Genomic DNA, 19,249 nt, shown 5'->3' with positions numbered 1-19,249 from the left:
GCTGCCGATGATCGATGCACTGCACTCCCGGCGAATGTCGGGCACCAAACAAAAAGCCCGCATCGCTGCGGGCTTTTTGTTTGCTGGTGACCCCTAGCCTCATCCGCCCTGCGGGCAGCTTCTCCCGAGGGGGAGAAGGAACATCAGCCGGAAATCGCCAGCCGCTCCTGGTGATAGCGCCGCACTGCCGCGTACCACAGCACCGCCGCCACACCGAAGCCCGCCAGCAGATACACCGCCCAGGTCTGCGCGTTGATCTGCTCGTGGCGGATCACCTTGAGCAGCATCTGGTTCTGCGCCAGAAACGGCACCGCGAAATGCCAGAGCTGCGTCTTCAGCGGATACGCCATCAGCGCATAGCCCGGCAGCATCGGCAGCAGCAACAGCCAGGTCATATGCCCCTGCGCTTCCTTCATGCTCTTGGCGGCGGCGGCCAGATAGGTCAACAGCGAGGTGCCGATGAACAGCATCGGCACCAGGATGAACAGCATCTGCAGCATCGGCACGAAGCCGACGTTGAGCTGGCGGCCCAGGTTCGAGGTGGACAACTGCGCACTCAACTTGAAGGCCAGCAAGGTCAGCAACAGCGACACCATGCCGATCACGCAGGCGGCGGCGATCTTGCCGCTGACGATCGCACTGCGCGGCGCCGGGGTGGCCAGCAAGGGTTCCAGCGACTGGCGTTCGCGCTCGCCGGCAGTGGCATCCAGGATCAGCGAGGCGCCACCCAGGAACGAGGTGATCACCAGCAGCACCGGCAGCAGCATCGCCATCATCTGCCCGCGCTTGGCGTCGGCGGTGGCCAGATCCTGCGCGGCGATTTCCAGCGGCCTGCCCACCTGCGCATCGATACCGCGCGCCAGCAGGCGCAGTGCACCCACCTGCTGGCTATAGCTGCCGAGCGCAGCCTGCAGGCGCAGGCTCGGCACGTCGGCCTCGCGCCGCGTGCTGTCCTTGATGACCTCCACCAGGGCCGGGCGCCCGGCGCGCCAATCGTCGGCGTAGCTGTCGCTGATGCGCAGTGCCACATCCACATCCTGATTGCGGATCGCGGCGGTCAGATCGGCCGGCGCATCGACCGCATTGAGCCCCTGCGCGGCCAGGAACCGCACCAGATTGGGCGCGTTCTCGCGGCCGAGCATTGGGATCTCCAATGGCTTGTCGATCTGCGTACGCACGCGGCTTTCGCTCAATGCGCCCATGCCCAGGATCAGCACCGGATACAGCAATGGCGACAGCAGCAAGGCCAGTGCGAGCGTGCGGCGATCGCGGCCGATGTCGCGCAACTCCTTGCGCAGCACCGTCCATAGCGTGGACAACAACGATGTGGTGCTCATGCGTGCAGTCCCTCGTCCGAGCCGATCGCCTTGACGAAGGCGTCCTCCAGATTGTCTTCGCCGGTGCTGGCGCGCAGTTCGTCGGCGCTGCCGCAGGCCACCACCGTGCCCTTGGCGACGATGACGATGCGATCGCACAACGCCGCCACCTCCTGCATGATGTGGCTGGAAAAGATCACGCAACGCCCCTCGGCACGCAGTTGCTGCAGAAAGCCACGCATGGCGCGCGTGGTCATCACATCCAGCCCGTTGGTGGGCTCGTCGAGGATGACGTTGCGCGGGTCGTGCACCAGCGCGCGCGCAATCGCGGTCTTGGTGCGCTGGCCCTGGCTGAAGCCTTCGGTCTGACGGTCGAGAATGTCGTCCATGTCCAGCGCGGCCGACAGCAGGCGCGTGCGCTCGGCGATCCGCGCACGCGACAGGCCATGCAGCTCACCGAAGTAGGCAATGTTCTCGCGCGCGGTCAGCCGCTTGTAGACGCCGCGCGCATCCGGCAACACGCCCAGCGCGCGGCGCACGGTCACCGGGTCGCGGGCGGCATCCACGCCATCCACGAGGACGCTGCCCTGGTCGGGCGACATCAGCGTGTAGAGCATGCGCAAGGTGGTGGTCTTGCCGGCGCCATTGGGACCGAGCAGGCCGGTGATCTGGCCATCGGCAGCACTGAAACTGACCCCATCGACCGCCTTCACCAGCCCGGTCTTGGTCTTGAACGACTTGTGCAGCTTGTCGACGACGATCATGCGTGCGCCTCCGTGGCGTGGTCGGTGCGGCTCATGGTTCCCATCCGTTGAACGAGGTAAACGCGGGCACATTGTTGAGGCTGGCCACGCACTGCGCATCCAGTGCCTTGGCATTGGCGGTCTGCAGGAACTGGCCCAGCACCTTGGGCATGCAGCCCAGTCGAAACACCCCGTGGCCCTGCCCCGGCGCCACCAGGTGACGGCCATTGGGCAGGCCCTGCAGCACACGCTCGGCATAGCGCGGCGGCGTCACCGGATCCAGCTCGCCCGACAGCAACAACACCGGCAGGTTGGATTTGAACGGTGCGGCGTCCGCAGCCGGGGTCGGCTTGGTCGGCCAGGCCTTGCAGGGCGCAAAGAACATCTGCGCCACTTCCGCTCCCAGCAAGGTGTCGTCCTTGCCGGCTGGCGGCGTGTAGCGGCCGGCGTCTTCGCTGCACAGCACCGACCATTGCATCGGGCGATTCATCTGGTCGGACATGTCCGAGGCGCTCATCTGCGCCAACGCCATCAGCGAGGCGTAACGCCCTGCCGCCGCCTCGTCCAGCACCAGCGGCAACAACGAGGCGGTTTGCGGCACATACGAAAACCCGAACGCCAGGCCGACCACGGTATCGGCCGTCACCTGCTCGTGGTGCAGTTCACCGGTACGCGGGTCGCGGTAATCCACGGCCACCGGCGCCTGACGCAAGCGCTCCACCACCTGCCGTAGCTGCGTGCGCGTGTCCACCGGAAAGCGTTTGGCGCATGCCGCGTCCTTGCGGCATTGGGTGGCCTGCAACGCGATCGCATCTTCGAACGTGCGCGCGAACTCGCCGCCGATCACCAGATCGTTCGGCGCCACGCCATCGATCACCAGCGTGCGTGTGTGTTGCGGATAGCGCGCCGCATAGTGCTGTGCGACCCGGGTACCGTAGGAGCCGCCAATCAGGTTGAGCGTCTGCACGCCCAGTGCGGCGCGCACCGCATCCAGATCGCCAATCGCCTCGCTGGTGGTGAAATAGCGCGGATCGGCATCGTTGCGTAGCCCTTGTGCACATTGGCGTGCGTAATCGGTCAATTGCTCGGCGGTGGCGGCGCTGCTGTTTTCCAGTACGAGCGGCTTGCCGGCGGCATCGCGGCACGCAAGCGGATGCGAACCGCCGGTGCCGCGCTGGTCGACCAGGAAGATGTCGCGCCGTTTGCGGACTTCATGCAGCCCCATGTCCACGATCGCGGCGACCTGGGTGGCCGATTGTCCCGGTCCGCCGGCAATGAAGAACACCGGATCCGGCGTGCTGCCGGCGCCGGCCTCGCTTTCCAGCCAGGCGATCTTCAGATCGATGCTGCGCCCGGTCGGCGCGGCCGGGTTTTCCGGCACGCGCAGGCTGGCGCATTGCGCCTCGATATTGCCGGCCGCGCTGCCGGAACTCAGCGTGCACGGTGCAAATTGCAGCGTGCCGTAACGATTGCCTGCGGCGGTGACGGGCTGCGGCTTGGCCTGCGGCTGCGCGAGGCCGGGCGTGGCTGCGCCCGTCTTGGTCGTGGCAGCCGTGTTTTCAGCCGGCTGGTCCGCAGGCTGGCATCCGGTTGCCAGCAATGCGATCAGCAGCGCCGCCACCAGTGTGGGTTGCTTCACCATGTTCACCATCTCTCCTGATAGTTCCTGTCCCCTGACGCCGCATCCGGTCGGGTGTGACCGGCGCGGCTACTGCCCGTCTTCGTAAAGAAAGACGTGCTCGATCGATTCCCCGAACAGACGCGCGATGCGAAATGCCAACGGCAGACTGGGATCGTACTTGCCGGTTTCCAGCGCATTGATGGTCTGCCGCGATACGCCCAGGCGTTCGCCCAACTCGCCCTGTGACCAGCCGCTGGCCTCGCGCAATTCGCGCACCCGGCTATTCATTCGAACCGTCGGGCATTGATGCTTTTGGTGACGCCGTAGATGGCGCACAACATCGGAAACACCCACAACATTGCCACCGTCGCGGGGATGTCGATCAACTCGGCGGCCTGCAGGAACCCGCCTGTCATGTATGCGCCGCTGACCAGGCCGGCGGCAATGGCGATCGACTCCAGTTCGATGCGCCGCTGCATCTCGTCCGAGTCGCGCACGTAGCGCGCCACCGCGCGGATCACCAGGGCGACCAGCACGGCCGGCAACAAGGCGATCAGCACGCGTGCCCAGCTCGGATCCACATGCGCAAGCAAATATCTCCAGAACAGCATCACCACCACATACAAGCCCATCGGCACGCCGAATTCGCGGTAATAGCGCCGCGCCAATGCCGGCCGTGTGCTGTCGCGCAGGCTGCCGCGCGACAGCAAGAGCAGCAGCGACAGCACCAGGCAGGACACGCCCGCGCCGGCACAGAGCCCGGCAAGGTGGGCACTCAGCGGCAGCAGTTGCCAACGACCGAGCGCGCTGACGGCGAGCAGGCCGGCTCCCAGGCAGAGCGCCAGTAGCGCATTGCGTCTGCAGCGGGTCATGCGCGTTGCCTCGCGCGGTCCGATGGACGCACTGGCAGGTCAGTGCCCTCCATCCCGGTATCGCTGCGCAGCGGTCGCTGCGCCGACCACGCCGGTATGCAGTCCCATTGCCGATGCTGCTGACGCATTCCCTTCGCCTGTCAAGTCAACTTGACAGGCACGATGCGCCGGGCGCGGCCAGCTGTCAAGCACCCTTTACACACTCGACAGCGTGCAATCCCTGCCCATCGCCACGCAACGCTGGCAGCAGGAAGACCAAGCACGCCCGTCCGCAGCACCGGGCCGGAGCTGGGTTACGCTCCGCGATCGAACATTGGCGGGAGCGGTGATGCGTCTGAAGATCTGGTTGGCAATTGCACTGAGCGGCTGCATGGCGAGCTCTGCCATGGCGCAGGAGGCGGCGCCTCGCACGATCGAGCTGGATCTGGCCAGCGCCGCCGGGCCGGTCGACCGGTTCTACGACCTGTCGATCGGCTCGGACTTTCCCGGCACCTTGATCCGCAGCGACAGCCAGGCGCAACTGGTTCCGGCGGTGCAGGAGCTGGGGTTTCGCTATATCCGCTTCCACGACGTGTTCCATGACGTGCTCGGCACGGTGAAAGACGTCGACGGCACGCTCGTCTACGACTGGACCAAACTGGATCAGCTCTACGATGCGCTGCTGGCCAAGCGCATCCGTCCGTTCGTGGAATTGGGCTTTACGCCCGGCGCGATGAAGACCTCCGAACAGACGCTCTTCTACTGGAAGGGCAACACCTCGCATCCGGACCCGGCCAAGTGGACGCAGCTGATCGATGCGTACGTGCGCCACATCCGTGCGCGCTACGGTGCCGACGAAGTGCGGCAGTGGTATTTCGAGGTGTGGAACGAGCCAAACCTCAAGGATTTCTGGGAGAACGCCGACCAGCAGGCCTACTTCGACCTGTATGCGAACACCGCGCGCACGATCAAGGCGATCGATCCGCAGCTGCGCGTCGGTGGCCCCTCCACCGCCGGTGCGAACTGGGTGCCGGAACTGCTGGCCTTCGTTGCCAAACACAAACTGCCGATCGACTTCGTCACCACGCATACCTATGGCGTGGAGGGCGGCTTTCTCGATGAAGACGGCAAGCAGGACGTCAAGCTGTCGGCATCGCCGGATGCCATCGTCGGCGACGTGCGCCGCGTGCGCGCGCAGATCCAGGCCTCGCCATTTCCGGATCTGCCGCTGTACTTCACCGAGTGGAGCAGCAGCTATACGCCGCGCGATTTCGTCCACGACAGCTACATCAACGCGCCCTACATCCTGACCAAGCTCAAGCAGGTGCAAGGCCTGGTGCAGGGCATGAGCTACTGGACCTACACCGATCTGTTCGAAGAACCCGGTCCGCCGCCCACGCCCTTCCATGGCGGCTTCGGGCTGATGAATCGCGAGGGCATCCGCAAGCCGGCGTGGTTTGCCTACAAGTACTTGAACGCGCTCAAGGGCCGCGATGTTCCGCTGCGCGATGCGCACGCATTTGCGGCGGTGGATGGCCAGCGCATCGCCGCGCTGGCCTGGGATTGGCAGCAGCCGGTGCAGGCGGTGAGCAATACCCCGTTCTATACCAAACAGGTGCCCAGCACCGACAGCGCAGCGCTGGTCTTCCGCCTGGCGCACGTGCCGGCCGGCAACTACCGGCTGCAGGTACGCAAGACCGGCTACCGGCGCAACGATCCGCTGTCGCTGTACATCGACATGGGCATGCCCAAGGACCTGGCGCCGCGGCAGCTGGCGCAGTTGCAGCAAGCCACGCGCGACACGCCCGAGCAGGACCGGCGCGTACGCGTCGGCGCCGATGGCGTGGTGGAGATCCGCGTGCCGATGCGCAGCAACGATGTGGTGCTGATGACGCTGGAGCCGTCGGCACGCTGAGCGCCCGGCACGCCGTTGCGCCTGCAATCAGGCGAGGCGTTGGGTGTGGATTGCGTGCGCGCAACGATGCGCGCAGTTCGGCGCGATGTCCCGACCGTGCATCGTTCGCGACATCGGGTGCGGCATGCGTGCGCTGCGGCATGTCGCGCGCATCGCCGCAGGACATTGCAGGCACGACATCATCAAGGTCCAGCGCGCTGGGCCGTCGCTCAGCCCGCGCAGCGCACAAGGTTGAAATCGAATCGGCGGGATCGCTTGGACCCGATGTGCAGGACTTGAAGCTGCAAACAAAACGTAGCGCGCAGGAGCCGCAGTGCACGAGTGGTACACGCCCATTCCAAGCACCGGCCGCGCCTATCTGACGGTGAGCGCAGTCGTTTTGATGACCGCTCTTACTTGAGATAGGTCTTGAGAATGGCGGTGATGTCGTCGACCGCCAGCTCGCGCTCGCCCAGCGCCTCCGGTGCCGCGACGTGGTGCTTCAAGTGCTCGCCGAGCAGCTCGACCATCAAGCCCTGCGCAGCGCCACGAAACGCCGCCACCTGCGTCAGCAACGCGGTGCAGTCCACGTCCTGCGCCAGGGCTTTCTCCAGCCCCTCCACTTGCCCGCGGATCCTGCGCACGCGGGCGAGCAGTTTGGATTTGTCCTGATTCAGATGTGCCATTGCCGTATACCCCCCGGGGGTACCTGAGATACCCTAGGGGGGTATCGTAGCCAGAGCCCCCTCCGATGTCGATCACGCACGCCGCACCGCACTGCGCGCAGTCGCACACATTCGCCAGCGCCAACCCGCTTGCCGAGCGCAGCACCCGCAAGGCCGTCATCCTGACCGTGGTCATGATGGTGGTGGAGATCGTCGGCGGCTGGACGCTCAATTCCATGGCCCTGCTCGCCGATGGCTGGCATATGAGCTCGCACGCACTGGCGCTGGGGCTGGCACTGTTTGCCTACCGCTTCGCGCGGCGCAATGCCAACGACCTGCGTTTCAGCTTCGGCACCTGGAAGGTCGAAGTGCTGGGCGGCTATACCAGCGCCATCCTGCTGTTGGGCGTGGCCGGCCTGATGGCGTTCCAGTCGCTGGAACGGCTGTTCTCGCCCAAGCCCATCCAGTACCAGGAAGCCACCGTCATTGCCGTCATTGGCCTGCTGGTCAACCTGATCTGCGCCTGGTGGTTACGCGACTCGCACGGCCATGCGCATGGTCATCACCACGACCACGCGCATGACGGTCATGGTCATGGTCATCACCACGATGGGCATGCCGATCTCAACTTGCGTGCCGCGTATCTGCACGTGGTGGCCGACGCGGCGACCTCGGTCCTGGCGATCGTCGCGCTGCTCGCCGGCATGTACTGGGGCGTGACCTGGCTGGATCCGATCATGGGCATGCTCGGCGCGGTGCTGGTCACCGTGTGGGCGTGGGGGCTGCTGCGCAGTACCGGCCGCGTGCTGCTGGATGCGGAAATGGATGCGCCGGTGGTGGAAGAAGTGAAGCAGGTCATCGCCGAGCTGCCGCACGCCATCGACATCGGCGACCTGCATGTCTGGCGCGTGGGCAGCGATCGTTATGCCTGCGTCGTCAGTCTGGTCACGGCGGCCGACATCGATGCGGACCTGGTCCGCGCTGCCCTGCAGATCCACGAAGAACTGGTGCACATCACCGTCGAGCTGCAGCGCCCGCCAGCGACGCGGGCTGCAGCCTGACGATTCGGCGGCGCGCTGCATTCGGCGCCCTGCAGTAGTGAGCGCGGAAGCGGTCAGCGAGAATGCCAGCCCGAGCAGCAGTGGCTCCAGTTGCACCACGCGCCGGAGCACAGGATGCGACTGCAGCAGCGCACAGTGGGCGGGAGGGATGGCCGGGACAGCATCGCAATGCTGTCGAGCGGCCTTGAACGCGTCGGGAACCGCGTACCGGGCGCGATCGGCGGGTACCGAGCAAGCCAGCCCGGCACCGCGCGACTGGCTCAGGTTTTCGCCGGAGCCGGGCTGACGTATTTCTCGCGGCGGATCTGCGCGTTCGGCAGGCCGGCTGCCTTCAACGCCTCGATGCAGCTGTCCACCATGTCCGGGTTGCCGCACAGGTAGGCGATATCGCCCTGCGCGTCGGGCGCGCATTCGGCTAGCTGCTGCTGCACGTAACCCTGGCGCACATCGGCATGCGGCTGCTCGGGCAGCTCGCGCGAAAAACACGGCACGTAGCGGAACTGCGGGTGCGCATCGGCAAACGCGCGGAAGTCGTCGCCATACAACAGCTCGGCCGGCGTGCGCGCGCCCTGCAGCAGCAGCACCTGCACGCCACGGGTGGCGATCGCCTCGGCCAGCAGCGGCAGCATCGAGCGGTACGGGGTGACGCCGGTGCCGGTGGCGATCAGCACATAACGCCGGTTGTGGTCGCCCGGCGGCAGGCAGAAGCGCCCGTAGGGCCCGCTGGCCTGCAACTGGTCGCCAATCTGCAGGCCTTCGAACAGCGCGGTGGCCGAGCCGCCGGGCACGAAGCTCACCGCGATATCCACCGCCTCGCCCGGTCCGAGCGCATGGTCGTGGATGGTCGCCAGCGAATAGCTGCGCTTGGTCGGCGTGCCGTCGGCGGCATCGAAATGGATCTGGATGAACTGCCCGGGCTGGAAATCCAGCGGCTGCCCGTCGTCACGCAGGAACTGGCAGTGGGCCACGGTGGGCGCAATCATGCGCCGGTCGACAAGCTTGAGGGGGAATTGAACGGGCACGAACGTATTTGGGACAGTCTGTGATCGGGGCTTGCCCCCGCGGGCTTCTATAATAACGGCCTGCAACTCGCTGCGCCGTCACGCTGACGCGAAGGAATATCTTGAATTCTCCATCTCCGATCACCGCACCCGCGTTGCGTGTGTGCGATCTGCGCAAGACCTACGACAACGGCACCCAGGCGCTCAAGGGTGTCTCGCTGGACGTGGCGCCAGGCGATTTCTTCGCCCTGCTCGGCCCCAATGGCGCCGGCAAATCCACCCTGATCGGCATCATCAGCTCGCTGGTGAACCTGTCCGCCGGCCAGGTGGAAGTGTTCGGCACCGACCTGGTCGGCCAACGCAGCGATGCGATGCGCCTGATCGGCCTGGTCCCGCAGGAGGTCAACTTCAACCTGTTCGAAAAACCCTTCGATATCCTGGTCAATTACGCCGGCTTCTACGGCATGCCGCGCGAGCAGGCCGCCGCGCTGGCCGAAGCCGAGCTGCGCCGCTCGCACCTGTGGGAAAAGGCCCAGGTGATGAGCCGCACGCTGTCCGGCGGCATGAAGCGCCGGCTGATGATCGCCCGCGCCATGATGACCCAGCCGCGGCTGCTGATCCTGGACGAGCCCACCGCCGGCGTGGACATCGAGATCCGCCGCGACATGTGGCGCGTGCTCAAGGAGATCAACGCCGCCGGCACCACCATCATCCTGACCACGCATTACCTGGAAGAAGCCGAGCACCTGTGCCGCAACCTGGCCATCATCAACCACGGCCAGATCGTCACCCAGGGGCCGATGCGCGAACTGCTGGCCAAGCTGGACGTGGAAGGCTTCCTGTTCGATATCGACGGTGTCCTGCCGGCCGAACTGCCGGTGATCGAAGGCACCACGCTCACTGCCATCGATGGCCACACGCTGGACCTGGACATGCCGCGCGCGATGGACCTCAACCGCGTGTTCGCCACGCTCGGCAGCGCCGGCATCCGGGTGCGCTCGATGCGCACCAAGAGCAATCGCCTGGAAGAGCTGTTCGTGCGCCTGACTGGTGACGCCCCGGTACCGGCCACCGCCCCCACGCCCGTCGCCCCCAACGGCACACCGCCCGCGCAGCCGCGCAGCGGAGGCCAGCCATGAACGAGATCCGCACCGTGACCGAACCCACCAACGCGCGCCGCAACTGGACTGCGCTGGGCACCATCGTGCGCCGCGAAGTGCAGCGCATCCTGCGCATCTGGGGCCAGACCCTGGTGCCGCCGGCCATCACCATGACGCTGTACTTCTTGATCTTCGGCGGGCTGATCGGCTCGCGCGTGGGCGACATGGGCGGCTACTCGTACATGCAGTTCATCGTGCCGGGCCTGGTGATGATGAGCGTGATCCAGAACAGCTACGGCAACATCTCCTCCAGCTTCTTCGGCGCCAAGTTCGGCCGGCATGTGGAAGAGCTGCTGGTCAGCCCGATGCCCAACTGGGTGATCCTGTGGGGCTACGTCTCCGGCGCGGTGCTGCGCGGGGTGATGGTCGGCGCGTTGGTGCTGATCATCGCGATGTTCTTCACCCCGGTGCGCATCCCGCATCCGCTGGTCACGCTGACCACGGTGCTGCTGGGCGCGACCATCTTCTCGCTGGCCGGCTTCGTCAATGCGGTGTACGCCAAGAAGTTCGACGACGTGGCGATCGTGCCGACCTTCATCCTGACCCCGCTGACCTATCTGGGCGGCGTGTTCTATTCGGTGAAGCTGCTGCCGCCGTGGGCCGAAGCGGCCACCCACGCCAACCCGATCTTCTACATGGTCAACGCGTTCCGCTACGGCCTGCTCGGCAGCTCGGACGTGCCGATCTGGGTCGCCTACGCGCTGATGCTGGGCTTTGTCGCGGTGCTCAGCGCGCTGGCGCTGTGGCTGCTGCGCCGTGGCGTGGGTCTGCGGAGCTGATGACGATGGCGATGCGTATCCTCATCCTCGGTGCCGGCGGCACCGGCGGTTATTTCGGCGGACGCCTGGCACAGGCCGGGGTCGATGTGACCTTTCTGGTACGCGCTGCGCGGGCGGCGCAACTGCAGGCCGATGGCCTGCGCATCCGCAGCCCGTTGGGCGATGCGGATCTGCCGGTGGCGCATGTCACCGCGCAGGACCTGCCGGCCCTGGTGGCGCAGCGGCCGTTCGATCTGGTGATCCTCAGCTGCAAGGCCTACGACCTGGATAGCGCGATCGAGGCGATTGCGCCGGCGGTGGGCGAGCACGCGACGGTGCTGCCGATCCTCAACGGCCTGCGCCATTACGCGACGCTGGACGAGCGTTTCGGTGCGGCGCGGGTGCTGGGTGGGTTGTGCTTCATCAGCGCGACCAAGGGCGAGCACGGTGAGATCCTGCACCTGGGCAAGCCGGCGGCGATGACCTTCGGCGAGCGCGATGGCCGCGCCGCATCGGCACGGGTGCAGGCGCTTGCGGCGGCCTGCGCGCAGGCCGGCATCGATCATGTGGCCAGCGAGCAGATCGCGCAGGAGCAGTGGATCAAGTACAGCTTCCTCACCGCGCTGGCCGCTGCGACCTGCCTGATGCGTGCACCGGTCGGGGCGATCGTCGCCACCGACGACGGCCGCGCGTTGATCAACGGCCTGTACAACGAATGCCTGTGGGCCGCCGATGCGGCCGGGCAGCCGATCCCGGAAGCTGCCCGCGCCAAGGCGCTGCAGACCTTGTTGCAGGTGGATTCGCCGCTGAAGGCCTCGATGCTGCGCGATCTGGAAGCCGGCCAGGACGTGGAAGCGGCGCAGATCGTCGGCGACATGTTGAAGCGGGTGCGCGAGACAGGGCGCAACGCGCCGCTGCTGATGGCGGCGAATGTGCATCTGCAGGCGTATCAGGTGTTGCGGCATAGCTGAGGGTGTTGGGGTGTGCGTGAACCGTGCCCCCATCCGCCCTGCGGGCACCTTCCCCCGGTGGGGGACGGGCTGTGACCTGGAGCGGACGGCTTTTCGCGTGGCGCCCTCCCTCTCTGGCACCTCCACGCTTGTTGCAGCTGATTGACGCCCTTTCGGCGCTGATCGTTGAAGCGGTCTTCGCAAAGAAGCCGGTTCCTGATGCCTGCTTCGATCAGGCGCATGCGTCGCAGTGCCAACGCATGACCACTGCAAGGCGACATCGCCGCAACGCGCCACCGCCGACATGGGCGTGGGCATTGCCATTGCCTTCGCGCTGCAACGACGCGGTGCACACGATGCTCTGCGTCCCCCTTGTCCGTGTCGCCGCCGATGAAAGCGCTCAGCCACCTGTTCCGTGCCGGTCATTTCGTGATCCTGGCGTTTTTCGTGCTGTGCGCGGCGGGTCTGGTGGCGATGGCCGGGCTGGAGCTGTGGCATGGCTTTACCCCGGGCGGCGACATGGTGGTGCGCGACCGCTTCAACGTGGTGCTGGAGGCGATCGGCCTGCTCACCGTGGCGCTGGTGACGCTGGAGCTGGGCCAGACCATCTTCGAGGAAGAGATCCTGCGCGACGTCAAGGTCAGCGGCCCCACGCGCGTACGCCGCTACCTGTCGCGGTTCTTCGTGGTGATCGTGATTGCGCTGGCGATCGAAACGCTGGTGTCGATCTTCGAGCTGATGCACGACGACCCGGCCAAGCTGCCGTATGCGGCGGCGGTGGGCCTGTGCGCGGCGCTGTTGCTGATCGCCTGGGGCGTATTCGTCAAACTCAATCGCAGCGCCGAAGAGCTGGAGCCCGAGGCGATGGCGGAAACCAAGCGCGAGGACCGCGAGGTCGAGGAATAAGCACCCTCAGCTGCTGACCGCGGGCAGCGGCGGCACCGTGGTCGGCTTGCCGTCGTCGCCGAGCGCGATCATCACGAAGTGGCCGCGGGTACACAGCTCGCGTGCGCCGCTGAGCAGGTCTTCGGCGATCAGTTCCACTTCCACCTTGATCGAGCTGCGCCCCACCGCCACCACCCGCGCGATGGTTTCCACCATCTGGCCCTGGCGGATCGGCAGCTTGAAATCCACCTGGTCCGAGCGCGCGGTCACCACCGCACGACGCGCATAGCGCGAGGCGGCCAGGAAGGCGGCCTTGTCCATCCACGCCAGCGCCTGCCCACCGAACAGTGTGCCCATGTGGTTGGTGTGGTTGGGGAACACGATCTCGGCCATGCGGGCCTCGGTCGGTGCAACGGTGGTGGAGCTGCTCATGAAGGCGGTACCGGGAGAAGGAAGGAAAGCCAGCCAGATCAGCTGCGCAGCGTCGGCAGGAAGCTCAGGTCCATGTGGTAGCGCGCCGGGCGTCGTGGATCGACCAGGACCCGCAGCGGTTGCCCGTCGACCAGAAACGGCTGCGGATCGATCCACAGGTTGTCGCTGCGATACTCAGTCAGGGTGTTGTGCGTGCGGTCTTGGTGATGGGCAAGGATACGGAACGGGTGCACGCCGTTGACCTGCAAGGACGCATTGCGTTCGACGCACACCAAGTGGGCTTCCACCACCGTGCCATACCGGCGCAACCACGCAGCACGCCGCGCATGCCAGACGCGATAACCGAGGATGCCACCCCCCACGCCGCCGAACGCCACACCCAGCAGCAACAGGATCCAGCGCGCCTGATCGGGCAACAGCGCCGCACCGGTCAACAACCCCAGCCCCGCCAGCAGGAAGCTCCAGGCGACGATGGTGACGGTGGCGTTCATCGCCGGAAGCCTGCGCCGTTGCGATGGACTTCCGGCGCGCTCACAGCCCGCTACGGACCGCCGCTTCGACCTGCGCCGGCGACTGGAAACCGGGGAGACGTGTCACTTCCGCGCCGTCCTTGAACAAGGCCAACGTCGGCGTCTGCCGCAGGCCCAGGCTGCGAAAGAACTCCTCGCCAACCACTTCCAACTTCACCTTGAGCAATGCGACGCCCGCGGCGTCCTCGCTCGCGGCGAACTTGGTCAGCGACATGTCGAGCATCTTGCAGCCCGGGCAATTGTCCTTGTAGTAGTCGACCAGCAGGCGCGGATGCGCGGCCAGGGCGGCGGTGTAGTGCTCAGGCGACGTGACGGTAATGGTCTGCATCATGGGGATCGTTCTTGCATTGGGCCAGGACCTCGTCGGTCCAGGCGGCGATGGCCTGCGCGTCGCGCTGGCCGTGGGGCATCTGTTCGATGGTCAAACGTGGAAACGGGCTGGCGAAGAACTGGGCGATGCGATGCACCGCGCCGCAAAAATAGTCCTCGCCCCATTGCGTTTCGCCGGTGCCGAACACCGCCACCCGCGGCGGCTTGCCCAGCGTCTCGACCAACTCGACGATGAAGCGTTTCATCTCTGCCGGCGTACGGCCGCCGTTGTCGGTCCAGCTACCGAGCAGAAACAGTTCGTACTGCCCCGGCGCATGCGGCACCTGCGCCAGCGTCTGCACATCGGTTTCCACCCAGGTCACCGCATGCCCGGCCGCTTCGCAGCGCAGTGCAACACTGCGCGCGACATCGCGCGTGTTGCCGCTCAACGAGGCCAGTGCGAGCAGGATGTTCATGGGGCGGCGATTCGGGAGTCGTGATTAGGGATTCGTCTAAAGCAGGGATTGGAGAGTCGAAGTGGAGATTCGTCAAAGCACATCAAGTTGCTGTTGCAAATCCCACCTACCCACTCTCCAATCCCGGATCTTGATGATTCGTAAAGCGCATCGATGCGGCTGCGACGAATTCCAAATCCCGAATACCTAATCCCGGCTCCTCACAGATCGTCGAAGCCGTTATCCGAATTGGTCTTCTTGTATGAGGCATTGCGCATTTCGAAGAAGTCGGTCTTGGTTTCGGTGAAGTTGTCGGCGTAGGCCTTGATCCACGGCATCACGTTGTCGTTGGCGCCTTCGTACAGCTTCTCGATGCCGAGCATGCCGGCCATCTTGTTGGCGCGGTACTTCACGTAGCGGATCATCTCGTCGACATCGATGCCGTCGATGCCGTCCAGCACTTCGGCGGTCCACTGGGTTTCCAGGTCGATCGCGTGCTCGAAGGCCTTGTGCACGTAATCGGTGAGCTGGTCGCCCTGCAGCGCCTGGTTCTCGCCGATGATGGCGCGAATCAGCTCGCTGATGAACTTGGAGTGGGCCAGCTCGTCGCGGTTGATGAAGCTGATGATCTTGCCGGTGCCGGTCATGCGGTTCTGGCGGACCAGATTGTAGAAATACGCAAAGCCGGAATAGAAGTTGATGCCTTCCAGGATCGAGGACTGGATCAGCGCGCGGATCAGCGTTTCGGCCGTCTTGTCGCGCATGAAGTCTTCGTACGCGCCCATGATCGGCGCATTGCGCTTGATGATGGTCGGATGCGTGCGCGCGATCTCGAACACGCGGTTCTGATCGGCCAGGCCGGTGATCGAGGCCAGCACGTAGCTGTAGCTCTCGTTATGGATCACTTCCTGCTGGCCGATGATCGCGGCATTGGCATGCGCGGCCGGGTCGGTGATGTATTCGGCGACGTTGTAGATGAAGCGCGTCTGCGGCGAATCCAGCGTGGCCAGCAGGCCGATGATCGAGTCGTAGGCGTTCTTTTCGCGCGCCGACAGCTCGTTGTACTGGCGCGCGTCGCCCTTCATGTCCACTTCGTCGGGGATCCAGAAGTTGGTCGACAGCTCCTTGTAAGCCCGATAGAAGGACGGGTACGGGATGTCGTTCCAGTTGAGGATGCCGGACGTCTGGCCATTGATGATGGCGGTGGAGCGGTTCGGGTGACGCGGCTCCAGGATCTTGATGCGCTCAAGCGATGTTGCGGACATGGGTTTCTACTCGTGTTTCAGGCGTCGCCTGCACGGCGGCGCAACAAATCAATCTGGAGGAAAGCCCCCTTAAGTCAGGGGGCGCGCCGAAGGCGCGGGGTGTGGGAGCTGGTGAAGCAGGGTCCACGGTTCGCAACGCGAACCGTGGAAGCGAAGCGCGAATGCGCTTAGCTACTGCATGCGCTTTAGCTCGAACACCACTCGCATTCGCTGATGTCGATGTCGTTGGAGCGCACGTAGTACGTGGTCTTCAGGCCTTCGCGCCAGGCGGTCATGTGCAGGTCCAGCAAGGTGCTCGCACGGATGGTGCTGGGCACGTAGAAGTTGAAGCTGATCGACTGGTCGACGTGCCGCTGGCGGCGCGCGTTCTGGCGCACGCTGGCGAACTGGTCGACCTTGTAGGCGCCCTTTTCGTAGTACGGCCAGGTTTCCAGCGACAGGCCCGGAGCGGCGACCGGACGGCGGAAGTCCTTCTTCTCTTCGTAATAGAACGCGCTGTAGATCGGGTCGATCGAGGCGGTGGAACCGGCGATCTGCGCGGTGCTCATGTTCGGCGCAACCGCCAGCATCCAGGCATTGCGCACGCCGTTGACGGCCACCTGCGCGGACAGCTCCAGCCACTGCGGGCTGTTGTAGTCGCGCGCACGGAAATACTCGCCGGTGTGCCAGTCGCTGCCGCGGAACACGCTGTAGGTGCCCTTTTCCTTGGCCAGCTCCATGCTCGCCTGCACGGTCAGATAGTTGATGCGCTCGTACAGCTCGTCGCTGTAGTCCTCGGCTTCCTTGGCATTCCAGTGGATGGACTTCTGCGCCAGCAGATGGTGCCAGCCGAAGGTGCCCAGGCCGATGGCGCGGTACTTCTGGTTGGTGATGGTGGCCTGCGGCACCGGCAACTGGTTCAGATCGATCACGTTGTCGAGCATGCGCACCTGGATCGGAATCAAGCGCTCCAGCACGTCGGCACCCAGCAGATCGGCCTGGTCTGCCTGCACGGTGATCGCACGGCCCAGGTTGATCGAGGACAGGTTGCACACGACGAAGTCGCCGGCCTTCTTGGTGGTGACGATCTGATTGCCGCTGATGATCTCCTGCATCATCCGCGTCGGGCTCATGTTCTGCAGGATCTCGGTGCACAGGTTGGACGAATAGACCATGCCCTCGTGCTTGTTCGGGTTCTTGCGATTGACTTCATCGCGATAGAACATGAACGGGTTGCCGGTTTCCAGCTGGCTGACCATGATCCGCTTGAAGATCTCGATCGCCTTGACCGTCTTGCGGGTGATGCGCTCGTCGGCGACCACTTCCTCGTACTTGCGACGGAAGCTGCTGTTGGCGTCGCCCTTCTTCTCGTCGTAGAAGTCCTGCAGGTACCAGCCCTTGATCCGCTTCACTTCGTGCGGATCGAACAGGTACCAGTCGCCGCGACGCTCGACCGCTTCCATGAACAGGTCGGGGATGCACACCGAGGTGAACACGTCGTGCGCGCGCAGACGCTGGTCGCCGTTGTTCAGGCGCAGATCCAGGAACGCCTCGATGTCGCGGTGGAAGATGTCCAGATAGACCGCGATGGCGCCCTTGCGCTGGCCCAGCTGATCCACCGACACCGCAGTGTTGTTGAGCTGCTTGATCCACGGCACCACGCCGCCGGAGGAATTGGACACGCCGCGGATCGCCGAACCGGACGAACGCACATAGCCCAGGTACGCGCCCACGCCGCCGCCGTGCTTGGACACGCGCGCCACGTCGGTATTGGAGTCGTAGATGCCCTGCAGGCTGTCGTCGACGGTGTCGATGAAGCAGCTCGACAGCTGGCCGCCGACCTTGCCGGCATTGGCCAGGGTCGGGGTGGCCACGGTCATGTACAGGTTGGACAGCGCCCAGTAGGCCTCGCCGACCAACTGCATGCGGCGCTCGCGGCTGCCCTTGCCGTTGCCGATCTCGTCCTGCATCAGGTACAGCGCGATGGTCAGCCAACGCTCCTGCGGCAGCTCGAACACGCCGCGCGAGTTGTCGGTGGCCAGGTAACGCGTGGCCAGCAGGTACAGGCCGTTATAGGCGAACAGCTTGTCGCGCTCAGGCTCGATCATCTTGCCGGCTTCGATCAGCTCGTCCTTGGAATAGCGGCGCAGGATGTCGTTGGAATAGACATTGCGGTCGGCCAGGCTCTCCTGCAGGCCGACGAACGAGCCGTACTTCTGGCTGGCGTCGTAGAAACGGTTGCGGCTGGCGCGCTTGTACAGGCGGCGCAGGTACAGGCGCGCGGCAAAGTGCTCCCACTCCGGGGTGGTCAGATCGACGCGGGCCTCGGCCTCGCGGATCAGGTGGTCGACCAGATCGTCAGCGTTGACGCTGTCCTTGCGGTCGACGAAGCCAAACACCGAGCGCTTGTAGTCGGCCACGTCCAGCTGCGGGAATTCGGCATGGATCTGGTCGATGGCGCGCTCCAGGCGCTCCGGCTCGAACGGAATCCGACGGTTGCCGGCTTCCTTGGTGATCCAGGTGGCGACGGCTTGTTCTTCGATGGTCTGTGCGTGCATTGCAATGGCTTGGCGGGGAGGCGGCACGATGTCCGACGGGTCGGTCAATTCCGGCGCGCCGCAACCGGGCGCGCTGACACTGGCGGGAACGCTGGTGGGTGTTGCGGTACCGGTGGCGATCGCGGCAAGGGTGTCGTTGGTGGTCATGCGTCCTCCATGCGTAGGCACACGAACCCGGCTGGGGACGGGTTGCGGCCGGATCCGGACTCCCTGGACAGCGATGGCGGTGCGCGACGACCAGCACGCAAGACCCACGGTCTGCGGCGGCATCGCCTTCACCAGCCATCTCCTTACCGGAGATTCCACGGCCGCCACCGCGCGGTGTGCTGTCGCGCAGTGGTCGGTGGCGAAACAACCGCGGCGCAACGAGACCACGCCGCCCGCTCCAGGCGACGCCCGGATGGCTGTGATCGTTCGTTGCTGCCGCCGCGGAGAGGCGTTTGATTGGCAATCTGCTGCAAATCATGCTCTCACTGGTCCGGACGCCTTGGGGCGACCAACCACCGACTCCCCCAAGATAGTGGGGTCCCCCGGAGGGGTCAACACCAAATGTAGGAAAATCCCGAAAACCCTTACAGCACAAAGCACTGTCTGACGAACGGTCGGCGCAAGGCTGCGAACCCGTCCAATTGGACTGCGCAGTCAAGGCCCAAACCGGCAATTTTGTCGATCAGTTGGGTCCGGTTGGGTTGGCTGCGACACCCATCGACACTGAAGCCGGTCACGGTTGGCCGTGACTGCCTCAGGCGGCACCGCACACCTGGGGCGACTCCCCGGCCCGGCAGTGGGAGGAACTCGCCGCTGCCGACGTCGGGT

General features: G+C 65.3%; 19 protein-coding genes. 6 read left to right on the top strand and 13 right to left on the bottom strand.

What is annotated here, in order from left to right; genetic code table 11:
- Positions 1–143 precede the first annotated feature (143 nt).
- From GGR73_RS19385 to GGR73_RS19365, 5 genes are read right to left on the bottom strand one after another with little or no spacing between them, the layout of a single operon-like run.
- Entirely contained in the window at positions 144–1,337 is a 1,194-nt protein-coding gene (locus tag GGR73_RS19385; protein ID WP_102251113.1) for an ABC transporter permease, read from the bottom strand.
- The gene (locus tag GGR73_RS19380) at positions 1,334–2,080 is read right to left on the bottom strand and encodes an ABC transporter ATP-binding protein (RefSeq protein ID WP_104590278.1); all 747 of its coding nucleotides are present in this window, start codon (positions 2,078–2,080) and stop codon (positions 1,334–1,336) included. The genes GGR73_RS19385 and GGR73_RS19380 overlap by 4 nt, the downstream gene beginning before the upstream one ends.
- A 31-nt stretch (positions 2,081–2,111) precedes the next feature.
- Positions 2,112–3,707: an alpha/beta hydrolase gene (locus GGR73_RS19375; RefSeq protein ID WP_054591276.1), complete on the bottom strand. Its 1,596-nt coding sequence runs from the start codon at positions 3,705–3,707 to the stop codon at positions 2,112–2,114.
- A 60-nt stretch (positions 3,708–3,767) separates the two neighbouring features.
- Positions 3,768–3,968: a helix-turn-helix transcriptional regulator gene (locus tag GGR73_RS19370; RefSeq protein WP_016903655.1), complete on the bottom strand. Its 201-nt coding sequence runs from the start codon at positions 3,966–3,968 to the stop codon at positions 3,768–3,770.
- Entirely contained in the window at positions 3,965–4,552 is a 588-nt protein-coding gene (locus GGR73_RS19365; protein WP_184458389.1) for a hypothetical protein, read from the bottom strand. The genes GGR73_RS19370 and GGR73_RS19365 overlap by 4 nt, the downstream gene beginning before the upstream one ends.
- A gap of 328 nt (positions 4,553–4,880) precedes the next feature.
- On the opposite strand from GGR73_RS19365, the gene GGR73_RS19360 reads away from it, so the two are divergent.
- Positions 4,881–6,446: a GH39 family glycosyl hydrolase gene (locus tag GGR73_RS19360; protein WP_184458387.1), complete on the top strand. Its 1,566-nt coding sequence runs from the start codon at positions 4,881–4,883 to the stop codon at positions 6,444–6,446.
- Between the two features lie 392 nt (positions 6,447–6,838).
- On the opposite strand, the gene GGR73_RS19355 is transcribed toward GGR73_RS19360, so the two are convergent.
- A complete protein-coding gene (locus GGR73_RS19355; protein ID WP_102582115.1) occupies positions 6,839–7,111 on the bottom strand; it encodes a metal/formaldehyde-sensitive transcriptional repressor in 273 nt (90 codons plus the stop codon).
- 65 nt (positions 7,112–7,176) lie between these two features.
- Between GGR73_RS19355 and dmeF the strand changes: the two genes are divergently transcribed.
- Complete coding sequence (gene dmeF / locus GGR73_RS19350) at positions 7,177–8,151, top strand: CDF family Co(II)/Ni(II) efflux transporter DmeF (protein ID WP_184434868.1); 975 nt, start codon at positions 7,177–7,179, stop codon at positions 8,149–8,151.
- A gap of 260 nt (positions 8,152–8,411) precedes the next feature.
- On the opposite strand, the gene GGR73_RS19345 is transcribed toward dmeF, so the two are convergent.
- Positions 8,412–9,239 (bottom strand): ferredoxin--NADP reductase, encoded by an 828-nt coding sequence (locus GGR73_RS19345; RefSeq protein WP_024940738.1) that lies wholly within the window; start codon positions 9,237–9,239, stop codon positions 8,412–8,414.
- Between the two features lie 35 nt (positions 9,240–9,274).
- On the opposite strand from GGR73_RS19345, the gene GGR73_RS19340 reads away from it, so the two are divergent.
- From GGR73_RS19340 to GGR73_RS19325, 4 genes are all read left to right on the top strand, one after another.
- On the top strand, positions 9,275–10,291 hold the full coding sequence (locus GGR73_RS19340; RefSeq protein WP_024940739.1) for an ABC transporter ATP-binding protein: 1,017 nt from the start codon (positions 9,275–9,277) through the stop codon (positions 10,289–10,291).
- Positions 10,288–11,091 carry an ABC transporter permease gene (locus GGR73_RS19335; protein WP_046345017.1) on the top strand — a complete coding sequence of 268 codons (804 nt, stop codon included), beginning with the start codon at positions 10,288–10,290 and terminating at the stop codon, positions 11,089–11,091. Before GGR73_RS19340 ends, GGR73_RS19335 begins: the two co-directional genes overlap by 4 nt.
- A 5-nt stretch (positions 11,092–11,096) precedes the next feature.
- A complete protein-coding gene (gene panE, locus GGR73_RS19330; RefSeq protein ID WP_184458385.1) occupies positions 11,097–12,041 on the top strand; it encodes a 2-dehydropantoate 2-reductase in 945 nt (314 codons plus the stop codon).
- A 369-nt stretch (positions 12,042–12,410) separates the two neighbouring features.
- Positions 12,411–12,926, top strand: a complete 516-nt coding sequence (locus GGR73_RS19325) for a hypothetical protein (RefSeq protein WP_024940686.1) — start codon at positions 12,411–12,413, stop codon at positions 12,924–12,926.
- Between the two features lie 6 nt (positions 12,927–12,932).
- Here the strand turns inward: GGR73_RS19325 and GGR73_RS19320 are convergent, their stop codons facing one another.
- The 6 genes from GGR73_RS19320 to GGR73_RS19295 form a co-directional block, all read right to left on the bottom strand.
- Entirely contained in the window at positions 12,933–13,337 is a 405-nt protein-coding gene (locus tag GGR73_RS19320) for an acyl-CoA thioesterase (protein WP_024940687.1), read from the bottom strand.
- Positions 13,338–13,375: 38 nt separating this feature from the next.
- Positions 13,376–13,828, bottom strand: a complete 453-nt coding sequence (locus tag GGR73_RS19315) for a hypothetical protein (protein ID WP_184458383.1) — start codon at positions 13,826–13,828, stop codon at positions 13,376–13,378.
- Positions 13,829–13,868: 40 nt separating this feature from the next.
- Positions 13,869–14,195 (bottom strand): thioredoxin family protein, encoded by a 327-nt coding sequence (locus tag GGR73_RS19310; protein ID WP_024940689.1) that lies wholly within the window; start codon positions 14,193–14,195, stop codon positions 13,869–13,871.
- Entirely contained in the window at positions 14,167–14,652 is a 486-nt protein-coding gene (locus GGR73_RS19305; protein ID WP_039521114.1) for a flavodoxin, read from the bottom strand. Before GGR73_RS19305 ends, GGR73_RS19310 begins: the two co-directional genes overlap by 29 nt.
- A 200-nt stretch (positions 14,653–14,852) precedes the next feature.
- Positions 14,853–15,896 (bottom strand): ribonucleotide-diphosphate reductase subunit beta, encoded by a 1,044-nt coding sequence (locus tag GGR73_RS19300; RefSeq protein ID WP_046345022.1) that lies wholly within the window; start codon positions 15,894–15,896, stop codon positions 14,853–14,855.
- Positions 15,897–16,081: 185 nt separating this feature from the next.
- Entirely contained in the window at positions 16,082–18,580 is a 2,499-nt protein-coding gene (locus tag GGR73_RS19295; protein WP_046345023.1) for a ribonucleoside-diphosphate reductase subunit alpha, read from the bottom strand.
- Positions 18,581–19,249: the final 669 nt, after the last annotated feature.

It is taken from the genome of Xanthomonas sp. F14 (assembly GCF_014199865.1).
The sequence above is the reverse complement of the archived record's forward strand: the minus strand, read 5'-3'. Positions and strand labels throughout refer to the sequence as shown.